The following is a 15,971-nucleotide window of genomic DNA, read 5'->3' as shown; positions in this document are numbered from 1 at the left end:
AAATTTTAATGGGTAAGATCCTTTTCAGGATTTAGGCTTCGACAGGTTCGAGGTCCTTTTTTTGTGTATTGGACATAAAGAACTGCAGGATCAGTCCGATCAGGATCAATAGTACACAGCCTATTAGGTTCAACCAAAGGAAGGCAACAATATTCAATTGCCAAATCCCGATGACGATTACTTCCGTAATCACTGCTGACCAGAAAACCGCTTTTCCACCGATTCTTTTGATGTAGAATGCCACCAGGAATATGCCAAGGATAGTCCCGTAGAACAGGGATCCAAGGATATTAACGGCTTCCAATAGGTTGCCCAATTGACTGGAATATAGGGCGATCCCTATGGTGAAAACTCCCCAGAATAGCGTGCTGATACGGGAAGCTTTTAGGTAATGCGCATCATTGGCATCTCGTTTTACGAATCGTCTATAGATATCGATGACGGTCGTAGAGGAGAGTGAGTTGATGGCACTGGCCGTCGCTCCCATAGAGGCTAGGAAGATAATGGCAATCAATAGGCCTATTAGTCCTTTAGGGAAGGTATCGGTCACAAACCTTAGGAAGATATAGTTGGTATCGTTGGTATCGGCATTCGGATCGTTTTTCTTGATCAGGTCCACCAGTTCGGTGCGCAAGCCTTTATCTTTCTCATTAAATTGCTGAAGATTGACCCTGGTATCATCTATTTTATCCTCTTGTTTTTCCTTTAGGGCTGCGGTCAGTTGGTTGATATAAACCGTTTTTTCCTCACTTAGCTGTTCATGTCGCTGTTTGATGTCCTCATATTCTTGTTTATGGGAACTGTTTTCAAGTTTTTCTATGACCTGTTCGTTGAAAAACAAAGGCGGGGTATGGTATTGATAATAAGCAAAGACCAAGATACCGATCAACAGGATACAGAACTGCATAGGCACTTTTAGCAATCCATTCATCAGCAATCCCAATCGGCTTTCTTTTACTGAGGAGCCGGTTAAATATCGACCTACCTGGCTCTGATCAGTTCCGAAATAGGATAGTTGCAAAAAGAATCCGCCGATTAGTCCGGTCCAGACGGTATATTGATTGTCCAGATCAAATTTGAAGTCAATGGCATTCGCCTTTCCTGACTTTCCAGCAATGTGCAAGGCTTCTTTGAATCCGATGTCCTCGGGCAATAGATGTACGACAAGAACGCCAGCTAATAATAGCCCGGCGAATATGATGGACATCTGCAAAAGCTGTGTGTATGATACCGCTTTGGTACCGCCATAAACCGTATAGATAACGACCAAAGTACCGATGCCGATGGTGGTCATCACTAGGTCTATATTCAATATGGTGGATAGGATGATGGCCGGAGCAAAGATGGTGATCCCTGTCGAGATCCCTCGTTGGATCAGGAACAATGATGCGGTTAGGACCCGGGTCTTGATGTCGAATCTCTTCTCCAGGAATTCATAGGCAGTATAGACCTTGAGTTTATGGAAGATCGGGACAAAGGTGATGCAGAGCACGATCATTGCCAATGGTAAACCAAAGTAGAACTGTGCGAAGCTCATGCCTGAAGAGTAAGCGAGTCCAGGGGCGGAGAGGAAGGTAATGGCGCTTGCCTGGGTTGCCATTACTGAGAGTCCTACGGTGTACCAAGGTAAGGAACGGTCACTGAGGATATAGCCGTCAATGGTCTTGACGTTCTTGCTTTTGTAGATCCCATAAACCACTATGGAAAGCAAGGTTAGGATGAGTACTATCCAATCGATACTACTCATCCAAAATATCTAGTAAAAATATACATTAGAACTATGCAAACGACTAACCAGATGACAATGATCCAATAGAATTGTCTCCAGCTTCGTACGAATGGCGGTAGTCCTTTATCTGTCATGCGATTTTTCTGGTAATAGAGCGGAGATGAAGATGATTGCAAAAATAAAACCACCGATAAGTCCAGCAATTAATGATAAAAATGTACCACTTGCAACCCAAGCAGTAAGAGCACCTAAAACAGTACCTACTAATAGGATGATGCCTTTTACGTTGATTTCGTTAGAGTTTTCGATTTGATTTTCCATTATATTTTTTAATTTTTTTCGTTCTTAGCCAGCAAATTTACAAATAATCTAGTAGCTCCGGGAACTCCTGCGGGCAATTGTCGGAAAAAGGCCAACGGGGCATAGACAAACTTCCCTTTTCCATAGTTGGCCACCAATAGAGAGCCTTTGTTCTGCTCCTCGTTTTTGTCGGCCATACTCAATGGCGTGCGGTATTCCGGAGATATATTGGTCGCAAAGTAAAGCCCTCTTTCCTGTACCCAGCCTTCAAAATCCCTGTCTGTAATTTTGTTGGGATAATTCAAGATCGGGTCATTCGGATCAGTAAAGGTCACCTTTGCATCCTCTTCCGTTACGCGTTCTCTGTTGATCTCAAATGGATAAGGGCCAAATTTATTGGTGCTCATCCGGGAGTTTACATTGTACTGCGCCAATACCGTTCCGCCTTGCTCTGCATAATTCAACAGGATGGGTAACCATTGATTGGCATTCGGACTGACATTATAAGCCCTGATTCCAATAATAATTGCATCGTATTGTTTTAAGTTAGTGCTGGCAAGGAGGTCGCTATTCAATAGGTCGACTTGTATGCCGATGTTTTCCAATGCAGTAGGAACTAAATCCCCTGCACCATGAATATAACCAATTTTTTTCAAAGGATTGTTAATTTCCAGTGCTTTAACTTTTAGGTTGATCGCTGGAAACCAGGTGATGTCCGGAATATGCTGGTAAGCGATCCTCTTGAAGCCATAGACCGGCTCTCCGTTCAATAGGGGTTGGATTTCGCTGCTTGCCGTGTTTTTGGGATTGGAAATCTCAAAGGTCTTCACGACTATCCCGTGCTCAGGTATATCCAGCGCAGCTTCTTTCGGACTGATGTTCAAACCATCGGATTGTTTAAAGCTTAACTCTGCTTTTTGGGCCTGATCGCTATTGTTTGTAATGGTCAGGCTGATGGTTTTCTTATCACCGGTCTGCAATAGCGCCTGTGAAGAGCTGATGGTCGCGGTAAGTGCCGGAGAAATGGATATGGGCTGGTAGATTTCGCCTTGTACGGGGTCTACGAAACGATATTCAACCGGTTTATCAATGCTTATGGCCAAGCCATCAACTTCGATTACAAAGCTGGTGTGTGGATTATCGGTGTTCTCTGGATTTCCGAAGTTGCTGTCTTCGATATCGAATTTACCCAAGGAGTTAGGTTTTTCTAACCAGTAGGGTTGGGTCCAGTGTGCAATCTTCTTCTCCGATGGATATTTCTTGGTTTCATTGGCGGGCAATGCTTCAGCAAGTTGCTTACCATCAATCGAGATCAGTTTAACCGATACATCTGCAGCTCTTTTAATGATTTCGTTGTTTACCGGAAAAGTCTGGTTAACCACATAATTAGGCTTAGCAGCAATAGACTCCGCAACGATACCCGCAGAAGACAGGATGATGTCTTCAATATCTTTTATTTTCCTGTCTCTATATACCGAGGGTTTCAAAGCTTTGACCATAGCATGCAGAGCGACCAGGTCTTTGATGGATTTTTCAGGATGATTGATGTCAAAACTGTTTTGTATAGTCTGGATCTTCGTTTCGATGTTCTTCACGGGTTCGCCTAGACGTTCCCAACTGGTATTGATACCATCAAATAGATCTTGGTTTGCTTTCTCTCCGGCAACATGGTCAAAATACTCGGTTGTTTTGCCGCGGTTAGCAGCTGAGCCAAAGCCTTGGCTCTTATGTTGGGATCTGCTCATGGCCGATATCTCGCCATAGGAATAGCCCAAAAGCGGATTGTAATCATTGAGGACCACCTTTAACTGCTCGTCTGAGGTGTTGTTCATCCCTCCAAAATTGGCAGTATTCCAAACCAGTCGTTTGGCCTTCCATGGTTTCAGTTCTTTTAATTGTTCAGGAAAGCGATTGGGATCTGCGGCTGCTTCGTAAGCTTCTTTGGCCAAGATAGCAGATGCTTGATGGTGTCCGTGTCCACCACGGCTATCCGGAGGGAAGCGATTGATGATGACATCCGGTTGAAGTTTTCGGATCATATAGACCGCCTCGCGGAGGATATCCTCTTTTTTCCAAAAGCTGAAGGTTTCATCATGCGTTTTGGAAAAGCCAAAGTCATACGCAGCACTAAAGTACTGTTCTCCTTTGTCGATGGAGCGGGCAGCAAGTAGTTCCTGCGTACGGATCAAGCCTAGCTCAATGCCCTGTTCGGTTCCGAGCAGGTTTTGTCCGCCATCGCCTCTGGTCAGGGAAAGATATGCTGTTCTATATTTGCGATCATTGGCTAAATAGGCAATTAGCCGGGTGTTTTCGTCATCTGGGTGAGCCGCAAAATAAAGTGCGGTGCCAAGGGTTCCAAGTTTATCGATCTTGAGCTTGATGAGAGAAGCCGAATTGCCTTGCTGTGCAAGCGCAATGGAAAAAGATGATAGGATTAGGAAGAATAGGCCTAAGAATCTGTGAATCATCCTTAAAAGTAATAAGATTCGGGTAAAAAAATAAAAGGAATCAAAATAATTTGATTCCTTTTACCAACAATTAAAAATCTTCGACTTTAAACCTTGGTGTTTATTCCGTTGGTTCAATTTTTAGCAGGATGATGCGCTTTATTTTGGTCTAACCTTTAATAAATATAAAAGTAATACAATTCAATTTGATAAACCGCGGTATTTAAAAAAAACTTTTCCACAAAAACACAGTTATGCACAGGTTTTTGTGGAAAAGAAAAATGTGGCCAACAGCTTGACCTTATGATTATTTATGCGAATTACTTGTCAATAGAGCCTAAAACACGCTTCATAAAGGTGTTCAGGGCTTCTTTCTGTGGCATTCCTTCTTGAACCAACTTGTTGACCTCAATGGCGCCGTACATGTTGGAGATCAATTCACCAATAACATCTAGCTCTTCGTCCTTCAGTTGAGGGACTTCGGTCAACGATTCCAAGGTTTCGATTGTTTCCAATACGAAGTCTGCGTCGTTTTCAGCGATGAATTCGGTGAGATGTTTAATTATTGGTAACTTCATTTAATAGTTCTGTTAATCCTTCGATTTTATTTGTTTGTACTTGATTGATCAACTTTCCACCTTTGAAGGCTGCGAAAGTTGGGAGGTTGTTTACATTAGCAAGTTTCCTGGATTCAGGGAATTTCTCTGCATCTACGATTACAAATTTCACGTTTTCGTTTTCACCTGCTAATTTCTTGAATTTCGGCTTCATAATGCGGCAGTTGCCACACCAAGAAGCTGCATATTGGACCATCACGGTATCATTACTGTCGATGACCTCTTGTAAGTTGTCTGAGCTTAATTCTTCTAACATGATTTTTGATTTAAGAGTTGATCTGAAATAAAAAGAGGAGGTTGTTCCTCCTCTTTCGATATGGGGGAATATTAATTGTGTGACAAGTAAGAAGCAACGCCATCACGTGTAGCGTTCATCGCTTCTTTACCTTCTTCCCAGTTTGCTGGGCACACTTCACCGTGTTTCTGAACGTGCGTGTAAGCATCGATCAAACGGATGTATTCTTTAACATTACGGCCTAAAGGCATATCATTTACTGACTCGTGGAATACTTTACCTGTCTCGTCGATCAAGTAAGTAGCACGGTAAGATACTGCAGAACCTTCCACTAGAGTTCCGTATTCAGGGTGTTCAACCTCTTTCATTTCTAAGATACCTAATACGCTAGATAGGTTGCGGTTAGTATCAGCAATGATAGGGTATTCAACACCTTCGATACCGCCGTTGTCTTTTGCAGTGTTCAACCATGCAAAGTGAACCTCTGCTGAATCACATGATGCACCGATTACGATAGTGTTTCTTTTCTCGAATTCAGCAACAGCTTCTTGGAATGCATGTAACTCTGTAGGACAAACAAACGTGAAGTCTTTCGGGTACCAAAATAATAGGACCTTCTTGTTTTCTTGTTGTGCTTTTTCGAACAAATTCAAAGTGAAATTGTCGCCTAAATAGTCAATAGCATCTACTGTAATGTTCGGGAAATTTTTACCTGTAAAACTCATAATAATTTTCTTTTCTTTTTTGTAGTACAAAGATACACTTTTTACAGCCTAAAAATAATCGATAATAGCTATTAACTATCGGTTTTATCTATTTAAAACCAGTATCACATATAAGAATGACTTATATCACAAAAGGGCTTCTTTTTGATTTACAGGCTGTTGTTTGTTTGGGATATTAGGGAAGAAAAATTTGTGGGATAGAAAAGTGTTTTTGACCTTTGAATGGAAATGCAAAGGGATAAATAGAAATGAGTTGAAAATAAAATTTGCTCTGATTCCATAAAATATTAGTTTTGCAGCACGGCCCTGTAGTTCAACGGATAGAATAGATGTTTCCTAAACATTTGATAGCAGTTCGATTCTGCTCGGGGCTACTAAAAAAGCAACTCATTGAGTTGCTTTTTTGCTTTATAGCTTAATGCTCTTCCACGAACCATGGCCTTGCAGACTTTCTCCCAAAGACCATCATCAAAACAATTACCAGCAACAGGAAATAAAATGAATAGGACCAGGATAGAGCGTAATCGTGTAATTTTCCAAATAAGGGCGGGCCAAAAGCCGCAATCAGATAACCAATGGACTGCGCCTTGCCTGAAATCTTTATCGTGCCCACCATCGTTTTGCTCCTTGCCGACAAGAACAATATGGCTAAACTAAATGCCAATCCACCTGCAATCCCCAGGAGGATTGCTGTAAAATAGATATACTGGTCTTTCAATAATAAAAGCATGATAATCCCAGCAGAGTAAAGAACGCCAATTAAATAAATCAGAGATTTTGGATCTTTCATCTTACTGGCGACAATCGGACTGATAAGCATAACAGGCAACATCGCCAACTGAAGGATAGAAAACACCCAACCAGCAGCGGATTTGCTCATCCCGTATTCCATCAGGACAGTCGGTAGAAAAGCTACCAAGCAATAGTAAATTAATGATTGCAAGCCCATAAAGAGGCTGATGTTCCAAGCTTGTTTGGAACGGAAAATATTGAACTTTATGTTTTCTGATGTACTTACCTGTTGGCTTTGGGGTTTATTGCCCCAAAATAATTCAGCAAATGAAATCAGTAAGGCAATGACTGCAACAATGATCCAGACAGATAAGGACCCTTTCCAGCCGGCACCGGTCCATTCGCCTATGGAAATACTAAAGCCTGAGGCTAATGCCGCAACCAAATTCATCGAAACCGAAAATATACCGGTCATTAGCCCGATCTTTGCCGGGAACTCATTCTTGATATAGGCAGGAGTCAAAACATTACCCACGCATATTCCTAAACCTATCAAAACCGATCCCAAATAAAGGGATGTGATGTTCCCTGCTACCCTTAGGTACATTCCGATAATCAGAATCACCAAGGAATAAATCAGGCCATGCCGGATATTTAGCTTTTCAGTGGCTTTACTTACCAAAATAGAACAGGATGCAAATACAATAAGAGGGATGGAGGTCAAAAGGCTGGCTTGGATATTATCTAGGTCCAAGGCCAATTTGATTTCATCCAAGATTGGGCCGACAGCAGTTATTGGCGATCTTAGGTTGCTCCCCACCCAAATGATAAGCAATATACCGAGCCATGTATTCCTTGTCTTATTGTTTTGTTGCATTGTTTCACCCATGATTTTACTTGTATCTGATCTTAGCTACAAAGATAAGCCTGTCGTTTTTATTAACTTTGCCATTTACTACATACAGAACGACATGGATAAACAGGGTAATGAGAAGAAATTGATCGGTGAATACGTGGATAATATAACCGCTGATACCTATGTATGGTATGATGCACAATGGAAACATGATGACATGGAGCATCAGCACCGCAGTTTTCAATTAAACTACATCACTGAAGGGTATCAGTATTTTCATATCGATAAAAAGATTTATTTAGTACCACAAAACCATATCATCTGGATTCCGAGCGCAAAACCACATAAGACCACAACGGAGTCAAGTTCGGTGAATTTGATGTCTGTTCTCTTTAAAGAGGTTCCAAAAGGGGATTTTTTCATGAACACGCATGTTTTTCCAGCGCCAGCCGTATTAAAGGAAATGTTGCTTTATGCATCCAAATGGAATAGGGTCCTAGATATCGACAAGGAGCAAAAGCTCTTTTTGAAAGCTTTATTGTACAGTCTCCCTAACTTTTGCGAAGAGAGTATGTCCCTTGAAATCCCTGTTCCTTCGGATGATAGGTTGATTCCGCTCTGTAATTATATCAACAAAAACTATAGGTTCAATTTTGATATCCAGGCCTTGGCGAATATGGCAAACCTTTCGGTCAGGACGCTACAAAGGATCTTTAAGAAGGAAACAGGGATTACGCTGCAGAAGTATTTACAGTTAGTGCGCATTTTAAAAAGTATCGAACTTCTCGATACTAAAAATTATACCCTAACGGAGATAGCGTATAAGGTAGGATATCAAAGTTTATCGGCTTTCAGCCTTTCCTATTCCAGTTTAATGAAGGATGGACCTAAGCTGAAGCCTTAACTCGCTGAAGATGTAGAAATAAAAAGAGAATTGCTGCCTATCTTCTCTCCGTAAGATTCCCGTCTTTATCAAAGTAAAAATAAACGTCCTTTCGAGCTCCACTCACAGAAGAATACCAATGCGTTACATCCATGTTCGCTACCTTCATGTGAACGAAATATACATGGTCGGCAGGTACACCTCCTTCTATGTTTTTTGCTTCTTCGATTAGGCTGTCATGGATTTTCTTGCCGGTAGAAAATTTAATGTCTTCTATAGGGAATAGAAGATCGACCATCTTTAAGTTTCCAGTGACCTTTACTGGGGTAGGGTCCTTCCATTTACCGTCCGAATAATCATATTGATCGATGTTTTCGGGCTTATCAGGGTCTTGGATCTTGATTGAGATACGACCGCCCTGAAAGTCAAAGAAATAAAGGTCCTGGTGCATATTGATCTTCTTGCCCTTGAATTGGGGCAGGTTCATGAGTTCAGCTTGTATCTCGTCCAATTTTTCGGCGCTTTCATAAACACTTTGCTGTTTATTTTTATGCGTATCCTTGATTTCTCTACTATTGGATGTCGACTTGCCAGTTAGCAGTGTAGTTTGGTCCGTTTCTTCCTTTCTTGGCTTCGGTTTCATGGTGTCCTCAAAACTTTTCTTGATCTGCTGACAGGAGGAAAACATTGTAAGGATTGCAATGCAGGATATAATATGGTAATAAGTCCTATTCATAAATTAATCGACAACTTCAATGGATTGCGGGTCTTCCGCGTCATATAAGATATTTATTTGGTTCCCAACAGCTATTCCGGAAATGTCCAAGAGGCCGTACAACTTCTTAAAAGTAGCTACAATGGTTTTCCCCTTGTCCTGAAACTCTATGGTAACTATTATTTGAGGCTTTTCATTGACCGAAAGGTTCGTTTGTTGAGTCGACACTATGGTCGCGACAGCGGGCTTTCCATAGAGAAGTAAACGATCCGATTTAGTAGATTTTGGCAAAAAAGCATTGAAAATAGAGAACACCCCGAGATATATCAATGCCAGAAAAGGCGAGAGAATAAAGGGATGCCCAAAGGAGAGATAGCGCCATCCTGCGCCTTGGCTCTCATAAACATACCATAAATCAATAGCCCTATGGGCGTCAATATCAATACCGCAAGGACGGAATAACCATAGATCAACATGCTTTTGTCGATTCTTACCTTTCCATCCTCCAACATGATCCTTGGTTTATTCGGATCCGTGCTGACCATCAATCCAATATCCTTACCCACTTGGTAGCGGTTCATTTCAGGCTTGGTATCAACAAACGGCAAACTAAATGTCATCTCTGATTTTACTAAGTTTACAAAAGAGATCCTAATCATTTTGCTTTCTCCATCGGCAGTTTGCTGTAAGATCCTTTGTTCGACTATTTTGCCTTTAATTCTTTTACCATCTTGAATTAGGTTTTTATAATCTCTTTTTGCTTTTAATAGGTTGGAAAGGGATCTCTTATAAAACAGGTAGATTCCGGTAAGCCAGAGAACTAGGCCCAATCCTAAATAAAAGAAAGCGGTTGCTGGAGATTTATCGAAATCGTATTTCCAATCACCTTGTTGTGAATGGATTAGGATCGGAAGGCCGATGGCCATCAATAATAAGAAGATGGTGCCAAAGGATAATCCTAAGACTACATTGAAAGTCTTAGCAGGAGTTGGACTGTGGTTTAAGCTACTCATTTTAAACAAAATATAAATAAAATTAATCCATGAATTAAAACAAATGTTATTATTCTATAGATTTTTAATTTTGTTGAATCTTTTGGCAATTAATATCAATAAAGCGACCTGTAAAAGATCAAATTTTCGTATCCTTACTTCCACATTCACTCCAATTCATGGGAATAGATAAAGAACATATTCTTCCTGCATACAATTTCAGCACGCTTTCCGTATTTGAGATCCTCAAGCATGTCGAGAGGGCGGGCTTTATGGACAATAAGGATTATAAAAACATCATTCCCATCAGCCTGGAAAGAAACTGTGGAGTCTTTACAAAGGCTATTGTTGGGCTTGAATATCCAAGGGTATCCGTGGTTCAGATGTCGGATCGAATTGTAACGAGTTGTTCTTGTCAAAACTATTCCAAGAAGATGTGTGAGCATCAGGGCGAGACCATACATGCCATTCTGGAAAAACCAGAATATCGGGTTTTCTTTGATGCTACTCTTCGAGAAAAAACGCTAAAGCAATTCGCTAAGGCTTATGGATTGCAAAATGAAAGCCATCTGGACAACTTCTTTGAATTGCATAATATCGATGGAAAGTTGTCCGTTGAACCAAAGGTCCAGGGTTTAGTACCTTATGACAAACAAGCCTTTGCCAAAGGATTAAGTCCAAAAGAAGTTAAGCCTAAAGCCCTGCGTCAAGAAACGAATAGCAAGAAGCCTTTTATTCTTATCGATAAACATCGGTATTATAACCAATTGAATTTCCAATTGATGAAAGCCGACCAGACTAAGGCTGGAAAATTAAAAACACCTTTTGAGGTTATGGATCCCATGGCTCAGGTCTGGAAGATTGATGATCCGGACCTGCTCAAGTTCTATACGGCGATCCATAGTTTTCAGAATAAATACAATGATGATGAGCTGGACCTGGATGCTGAACCTTTGAAACAGATCGTTAAGAATCCTTTAGGTTTAGACTTTTACATCCATGAGCGGAAGGTCTCGGAATCAATTTCTCCCAAAACCCTGACTTTAGTAAAGTTTGAACAGCTACATGCCGAAATCAAACTGTCCGTCTTTAAAAAAGAACCCTTCTATGAAATTACAGGCGAGTTGCTCTTCAACGATAGCGCCTTAGGTTTCCAGGGTTTGGATATCCGCAATGATTACCTCCTGTACTTCCGGAAAACGCTCTATTTTATCGATAACCCAGATCTATTGCGGGTTATCAAGTTTTTCAAGGCCAATAATGAAATCTTGATCATGCATGCCAACAAGTACGAGGAATTCCTTCGGGATATCCTTTCGCCTTTGGAGGAGATCCTGCATATCAATTACAGCTATATCAAGCAGGCGACCCAAGCTCAGCTTAAGGAGAGGAGCTATGATCGGCAAAAGCTGATCTATCTGCAGCAAGATGGAAATTATATATCCATCGTGCCTGTCATGAAATATGGAGAAATAGAGGTGCCGACCTATTCAAAAAAGCAACTCTTTGATACCGATAGAAATGGAAATGTTTTTCAGATCCATCGCAATTACGCTGAAGAAGATAAATTGCTGTCCAGCATCATGGATAAGCATCCTGACTTTGAAGTGCAGGTCGCTGAAATGAAGTATTTCTATCTGCACAAAGACAAGTTCCTCGATGACGATTGGTTTATTGAGGTCTTTGAACAATGGCGTGAAGAAGATATTTCCATCCTAGGATTCAGTGAGATTAAGAATAACAGGATCAACTCCCATAAGGCCAAGATTAGTATAGAGGTTATCAGCGGTGTGGATTGGTTCAATGCCAAGTTGAAAGTAGGTTTTGGACAGCAGCAGGCCTCCCTAAGACAGATCCATCGTACGATCCGCAATAAGGGCAAATACGTGCAGCTTGATGATGGAAGCCTAGGTCTGCTTCCTGAGGAATGGATCGAACGCATTGCTGGCTATTTCCGTATCGGAGATATAGAGCATGATATGATTACCATTCCGAAGATTAACTACTCCGAGGTGTCCGATCTTTTCGAAAAAGAAGTGATAAGTCAGGAGGTGCAGCATGAAATCGATTTGTTGAAATCAGATTTTTCTTCGGAGCTGAAGATAATGCCTGTCCCAAAACCAAAAGCCCTTCAGGCTGAATTAAGGGGCTACCAACAAGAAGGCTTGAACTGGTTAAATTTTCTGGACACCTATAATTTCGGGGGCTGTCTAGCAGACGATATGGGCTTAGGGAAAACCGTTCAGATCATAGCTTTTATCCTTTCGCAAAAAGAAAAGCATGGTCAAAAAACCAACCTGATCGTAGTGCCCACCTCGCTTCTCTTCAATTGGGAGGAAGAAATATCAAAATTTGCACCATCGCTCAAAATAAGGAAACATTATGGACCCGATCGCGAAAAGAGCATAGATCAACTTGATGGCCATGATGTGGTCCTGACGACCTATGGCATGCTGCTTTCTGACATCAGGTTCCTAAAGAACTATAAATTCAATTATATATTCTTGGATGAATCCCAAGCGATCAAGAACCCGAACTCCGAAAGGTATAAAGCCGCCCGCTTATTACAGGCTAGGAACAGGATTGTACTGACCGGAACCCCTATTGAGAACAATACTTTTGACCTCTATGGGCAGCTATCCTTCGCTAGTCCTGGTTTATTGGGGAGCAAGCAATTCTTCAAGGATACCTATGCCATCCCGATCGACCAATTCCAGTATAGCAAAAGAGCCATTGAGCTGCAGGAAAAGGTGAGGCCCTTTATCCTTCGCAGAACAAAGAAGCAAGTAGCCAAGGAACTTCCCGAGAAGACCGAAATGCTTATCTATTGCGAAATGAATGAGGAACAGCGGAAGATCTATGAGGCCTACGAAACCGAGTTAAGGGAATTTATTTCAGCCAATGAGGATGAGGATATCAAGAAAAACAGCATGCACGTCCTGACTGGGCTCACCAAGCTCAGGCAGATCTGTAATTCACCAGTGCTATTGAAAAAAGGCCATGCCGCAGAGAATGCGGTTAAGGTCGAAATCCTTTTGGAACAGATCCTAAATAAATCTAAGGAACATAAGATCTTGGTCTTTTCCCAATTTGTAGAGATGCTGGATTTGATCAGAGCTGAATTGGGAAAAAGAAATATCTCCTTTGAGTACTTAACAGGTCAAAGTAAGGAGCGAGGCAAGAAGGTCCACAACTTCCAGAACAACGAGGAAGTCCGGATCTTTTTGATCGGTCTAAAAGCAGGCGGGGTTGGTTTGAACCTTACAGAAGCAGATTATGTCTATCTCGTCGATCCTTGGTGGAACCCAGCAGCGGAGAACCAAGCCATCGACCGATCCTATAGGATTGGGCAGACCAAAAATGTGGTGGCCGTGCGTTTGATCTGCTCAAATACCATTGAAGAAAAGATCCTGAAGTTACAGAAGCGGAAAAGCAAGCTGGCTCAAGATCTAATCCAAACAGAAAACGCATTCTTCAACACATTGAGTAAGGCCGACATTTTAGACATGCTTTAATACCGACCTCCTTGTTTTTCAATTAATTGAAAAAACAACCCCTTGGTCTAAATTTTCCTTCGATTCAATTATTTTGTACGTTTCCCTTAATTTCAATAATTTAGCTGATAATAATTAACTGCACTAGCTGTTTTTTCAACCTTGACTATGAAGTATATTGTTTCCCTCTGCTTATTATGCTGCCTGACCCTAACTGCTTACTCACAATTGGTTATCCGGATTGGTGAAGACCAGGAATATCTGAAGATTTTGGAAAAGAGACTCTCGGAGTCAAAAACAGATAGCGCCAAGGCGATGACCGCTTTCCGCTTGTCTTACATGTACAAGAAATATAGGAACATGGACCTCGCCAAACAGCGATTGGAACAAGGTATACAATATGCGAAAGGGAATAATCTTTTGGAAGGGATAGCCAGCTATAATGAGGCGCTTTACGGAATCGGTCTGGAAGAAATGACCAAGATTGAAAATAACCTCCACCGGAGTGATAGCCTTTTAAGGAACATTCAGGACCCAGAAGCAAAGAAGACCCTGAGTGGGCTATGGATCATGCGTGGCGTACTCAACCAGTTAAGTGGAAATGAGAAAGCAGGACTGGAATCTTATATTAACCATGCCCTTCCTTATGCCAAGGAATCAAAGGATAAGTTCAGCATTGCCAATGCCAATAAATTTGTTGCCACCAGCCTCCTAAACGCCACTGAACGTGTTCGGGGGAATGAATACCTCAAAAACGCACTTGAACTCTTCAAAGAAGCCCCTTCGGAGAGCGAAATCACCAAGTTGGAGGGAATATTGGAAGTGACCATCCTGCTGGCTGAAAACAACCTTTACCTGAACGACCTGCATTCCAGCAAGGCCTATTTGGATGCAGCTTATGCCGTTTTGAAGGATTATCCTGAATCGAATGTTTTCCTTTTCTATTACTTCCCTGAAGGGGTATATTTCGAAAAGCTGGGGAAATATCAGCAAGCCATCAACAGCTTTGATAAAGCTATTGCATTCCAAGGTTCGGGACCGGAAAACTTCTATATCAACCGCTCCAAATTTGCCAAGTTCAACCTGCTACGTAAGATTGGAAGAAATGCTGAGGCTATCGATGTAATGAAGGATCTTTTGAAAAGTGCTACCCTGTTGCCAGGCGACCGTAACTCCTATGCCAACCTCCTTGCTGAGACCTATGCCAACACTGGAAATATGAAAGAGGCCTATGAATGGTCCCAAAAATATATCACGGTAAATGATAGTTTGCATGCCGCTGACTACAAGAGGGACATGCTAGATATGGAAAACAAGTATCAATCCGCAGAAAAAGCAAAACAGATTTCCCAATTACAGGCTGAGAAACAAGCGGCAGAGCTGGTCCAAAAGAACCAAAGGCTCTGGGTGCTGCTCTTGGCTGTAGGAGCTGCGGTATTCCTATTGGCATTCCTATACCTGAACAATATCCTGAAAAACCAGAAAAGAGAGAATGAGTTTAAGTTTAAAGAACTTGAACAGCAAAGGGAATTACAGGTCACCAAGGCTTTTTTGGAAGGAGAGGACAAGGAAAGGCAAAGGATAGCCCAGGACCTACATGATGGGCTGGGAGGGGCTCTTTCCGGCATTAAAATGAAACTCTCTGCGGTACAGAATAACTTTCAAGAACCTGAAATAGATAGCTCTGTGGATCAATTGGACCGATCCATCATTGAACTACGCCGGATTGCACATAATATGATGCCTTCCAATCTTTTGCGAAGCGGACTCGAGGTTGCCTTGAGAGACCTTTGCAGCGCACTATCCAATAACAGTACCGAAATTGAACTGCAGACCGAGGGCTTAGACCCCAATTTAAATCAGCATTACCAAGTCAATATCTATCGCATTATCCAGGAGTTATTGAGCAATGCCCTTCGCCATGCAGACGCCAACCATATCCTAGTCCAATGCATACAAAATGATGAACAGATCTTGATCACTGTAGAGGATAACGGAAAAGGATTCGATCTATCCAGAGCGAAAGCATCCAATGGATTGGGTCTAAACAATATCCAGAACCGCGTGGACATTATGAAGGGAAGCCTGGACTACGATGTTATGCCAGCTGAAGGAACCATTGTCAATATTGAATTGAGCGTGTAGACTTTAAGATTATACTTCCTATTCTGAACGAATAGTGAAGAATCAGAAATATCCTTTTATCCATTCCATCCTAGTTCAAAACCCATCTGCGGGCGTATTCG

13 protein-coding genes and 1 tRNA gene are annotated in these 15,971 nt (G+C 41.7%); 4 read left to right on the top strand and 10 right to left on the bottom strand.

What is annotated here, in order from left to right:
• Nucleotides 1–31: 31 nt before the first annotated feature.
• The 6 genes from CKW03_RS19980 to CKW03_RS19955 all read right to left on the bottom strand — a co-directional run bounded on the left by CKW03_RS19980 (nt 32) and on the right by CKW03_RS19955 (nt 6,053).
• A complete protein-coding gene (locus CKW03_RS19980) occupies nt 32–1,747 on the bottom strand; it encodes a sodium:solute symporter family protein (RefSeq protein ID WP_093099890.1) in 1,716 nt (571 codons plus the stop codon).
• Nucleotides 1,748–1,852: 105 nt separating this feature from the next.
• Nucleotides 1,853–2,050 carry a hypothetical protein gene (locus tag CKW03_RS19975; RefSeq protein WP_093099889.1) on the bottom strand — a complete coding sequence of 66 codons (198 nt, stop codon included), beginning with the start codon at nt 2,048–2,050 and terminating at the stop codon, nt 1,853–1,855.
• Between the two features lie 8 nt (nt 2,051–2,058).
• The gene (locus tag CKW03_RS19970; protein ID WP_093099887.1) at nt 2,059–4,497 is read right to left on the bottom strand and encodes a PIG-L family deacetylase; all 2,439 of its coding nucleotides are present in this window, start codon (nt 4,495–4,497) and stop codon (nt 2,059–2,061) included.
• A 299-nt stretch (nt 4,498–4,796) separates the two neighbouring features.
• Nucleotides 4,797–5,054, bottom strand: a complete 258-nt coding sequence (locus CKW03_RS19965; RefSeq protein ID WP_093099886.1) for a DUF6952 family protein — start codon at nt 5,052–5,054, stop codon at nt 4,797–4,799.
• Nucleotides 5,035–5,349, bottom strand: a complete 315-nt coding sequence (locus CKW03_RS19960; RefSeq protein ID WP_093099884.1) for a thioredoxin family protein — start codon at nt 5,347–5,349, stop codon at nt 5,035–5,037. Before CKW03_RS19960 ends, CKW03_RS19965 begins: the two co-directional genes overlap by 20 nt.
• 71 nt (nt 5,350–5,420) lie before the next feature.
• Nucleotides 5,421–6,053, bottom strand: coding sequence for a peroxiredoxin (locus CKW03_RS19955; RefSeq protein WP_093099883.1), 633 nt, complete (start codon nt 6,051–6,053; stop codon nt 5,421–5,423).
• A gap of 302 nt (nt 6,054–6,355) precedes the next feature.
• On the opposite strand from CKW03_RS19955, the gene CKW03_RS19950 reads away from it, so the two are divergent.
• Nucleotides 6,356–6,427: transfer RNA gene (locus CKW03_RS19950), tRNA-Arg, on the top strand.
• 41 nt (nt 6,428–6,468) lie between these two features.
• Here the strand turns inward: CKW03_RS19950 and CKW03_RS19945 are convergent.
• Complete coding sequence (locus CKW03_RS19945) at nt 6,469–7,674, bottom strand: CynX/NimT family MFS transporter (protein ID WP_197700961.1); 1,206 nt, start codon at nt 7,672–7,674, stop codon at nt 6,469–6,471.
• Between CKW03_RS19945 and CKW03_RS19940 the strand changes: the two genes are divergently transcribed.
• Nucleotides 7,673–8,545, top strand: a complete 873-nt coding sequence (locus CKW03_RS19940) for an AraC family transcriptional regulator (protein WP_175486335.1) — start codon at nt 7,673–7,675, stop codon at nt 8,543–8,545. The two genes, CKW03_RS19945 and CKW03_RS19940, sit on opposite strands and share 2 nt — an antisense overlap.
• 37 nt (nt 8,546–8,582) lie before the next feature.
• Here CKW03_RS19940 and CKW03_RS19935 read toward each other — a convergent pair whose 3' ends face one another.
• From CKW03_RS19935 to CKW03_RS19925, 3 genes are read right to left on the bottom strand one after another with little or no spacing between them, the layout of a single operon-like run.
• A complete protein-coding gene (locus tag CKW03_RS19935) occupies nt 8,583–9,260 on the bottom strand; it encodes a hypothetical protein (RefSeq protein WP_139185511.1) in 678 nt (225 codons plus the stop codon).
• Nucleotides 9,261–9,263: 3 nt separating this feature from the next.
• On the bottom strand, nt 9,264–9,530 hold the full coding sequence (locus tag CKW03_RS19930) for a hypothetical protein (protein ID WP_139185510.1): 267 nt from the start codon (nt 9,528–9,530) through the stop codon (nt 9,264–9,266).
• Between the two features lie 35 nt (nt 9,531–9,565).
• A complete protein-coding gene (locus CKW03_RS19925; protein ID WP_093099878.1) occupies nt 9,566–10,252 on the bottom strand; it encodes a hypothetical protein in 687 nt (228 codons plus the stop codon).
• Nucleotides 10,253–10,410: 158 nt separating this feature from the next.
• Here CKW03_RS19925 and CKW03_RS19920 point away from each other — a divergent pair, with 158 nt between their 5' ends.
• Nucleotides 10,411–13,746 (top strand): DEAD/DEAH box helicase, encoded by a 3,336-nt coding sequence (locus CKW03_RS19920; protein WP_093099877.1) that lies wholly within the window; start codon nt 10,411–10,413, stop codon nt 13,744–13,746.
• 147 nt (nt 13,747–13,893) lie between these two features.
• The gene (locus tag CKW03_RS19915) at nt 13,894–15,870 is read left to right on the top strand and encodes a tetratricopeptide repeat-containing sensor histidine kinase (RefSeq protein WP_093099873.1); all 1,977 of its coding nucleotides are present in this window, start codon (nt 13,894–13,896) and stop codon (nt 15,868–15,870) included.
• Nucleotides 15,871–15,971 lie beyond the last annotated feature (101 nt).

Source organism: Sphingobacterium mizutaii, from assembly GCF_900187125.1.
GTDB lineage: Bacteria > Bacteroidota > Bacteroidia > Sphingobacteriales > Sphingobacteriaceae > Sphingobacterium > Sphingobacterium mizutaii.
Note: the sequence above shows the minus strand (reverse complement) of the source record. Positions and strands in the feature narration are given on the sequence as shown.

Coding starts and splice junctions, on each gene's coding strand:
- CKW03_RS19980 (WP_093099890.1), bottom strand. CDS start 1,747: ATGAGTAGTATCGATTGGATAGTACTCATCCTAACCTTGCTTTCCATA.
- CKW03_RS19915 (WP_093099873.1), top strand. CDS start 13,894: ATGAAGTATATTGTTTCCCTCTGCTTATTATGCTGCCTGACCCTAACT.
- CKW03_RS19940 (WP_175486335.1), top strand. CDS start 7,673: ATGATTTTACTTGTATCTGATCTTAGCTACAAAGATAAGCCTGTCGTT.
- CKW03_RS19960 (WP_093099884.1), bottom strand. CDS start 5,349: ATGTTAGAAGAATTAAGCTCAGACAACTTACAAGAGGTCATCGACAGT.
- CKW03_RS19970 (WP_093099887.1), bottom strand. CDS start 4,497: ATGATTCACAGATTCTTAGGCCTATTCTTCCTAATCCTATCATCTTTT.
- CKW03_RS19920 (WP_093099877.1), top strand. CDS start 10,411: ATGGGAATAGATAAAGAACATATTCTTCCTGCATACAATTTCAGCACG.
- CKW03_RS19955 (WP_093099883.1), bottom strand. CDS start 6,053: ATGAGTTTTACAGGTAAAAATTTCCCGAACATTACAGTAGATGCTATT.
- CKW03_RS19935 (WP_139185511.1), bottom strand. CDS start 9,260: ATGAATAGGACTTATTACCATATTATATCCTGCATTGCAATCCTTACA.
- CKW03_RS19965 (WP_093099886.1), bottom strand. CDS start 5,054: ATGAAGTTACCAATAATTAAACATCTCACCGAATTCATCGCTGAAAAC.
- CKW03_RS19925 (WP_093099878.1), bottom strand. CDS start 10,252: ATGAGTAGCTTAAACCACAGTCCAACTCCTGCTAAGACTTTCAATGTA.
- CKW03_RS19945 (WP_197700961.1), bottom strand. CDS start 7,674: ATGGGTGAAACAATGCAACAAAACAATAAGACAAGGAATACATGGCTC.
- CKW03_RS19975 (WP_093099889.1), bottom strand. CDS start 2,050: ATGGAAAATCAAATCGAAAACTCTAACGAAATCAACGTAAAAGGCATC.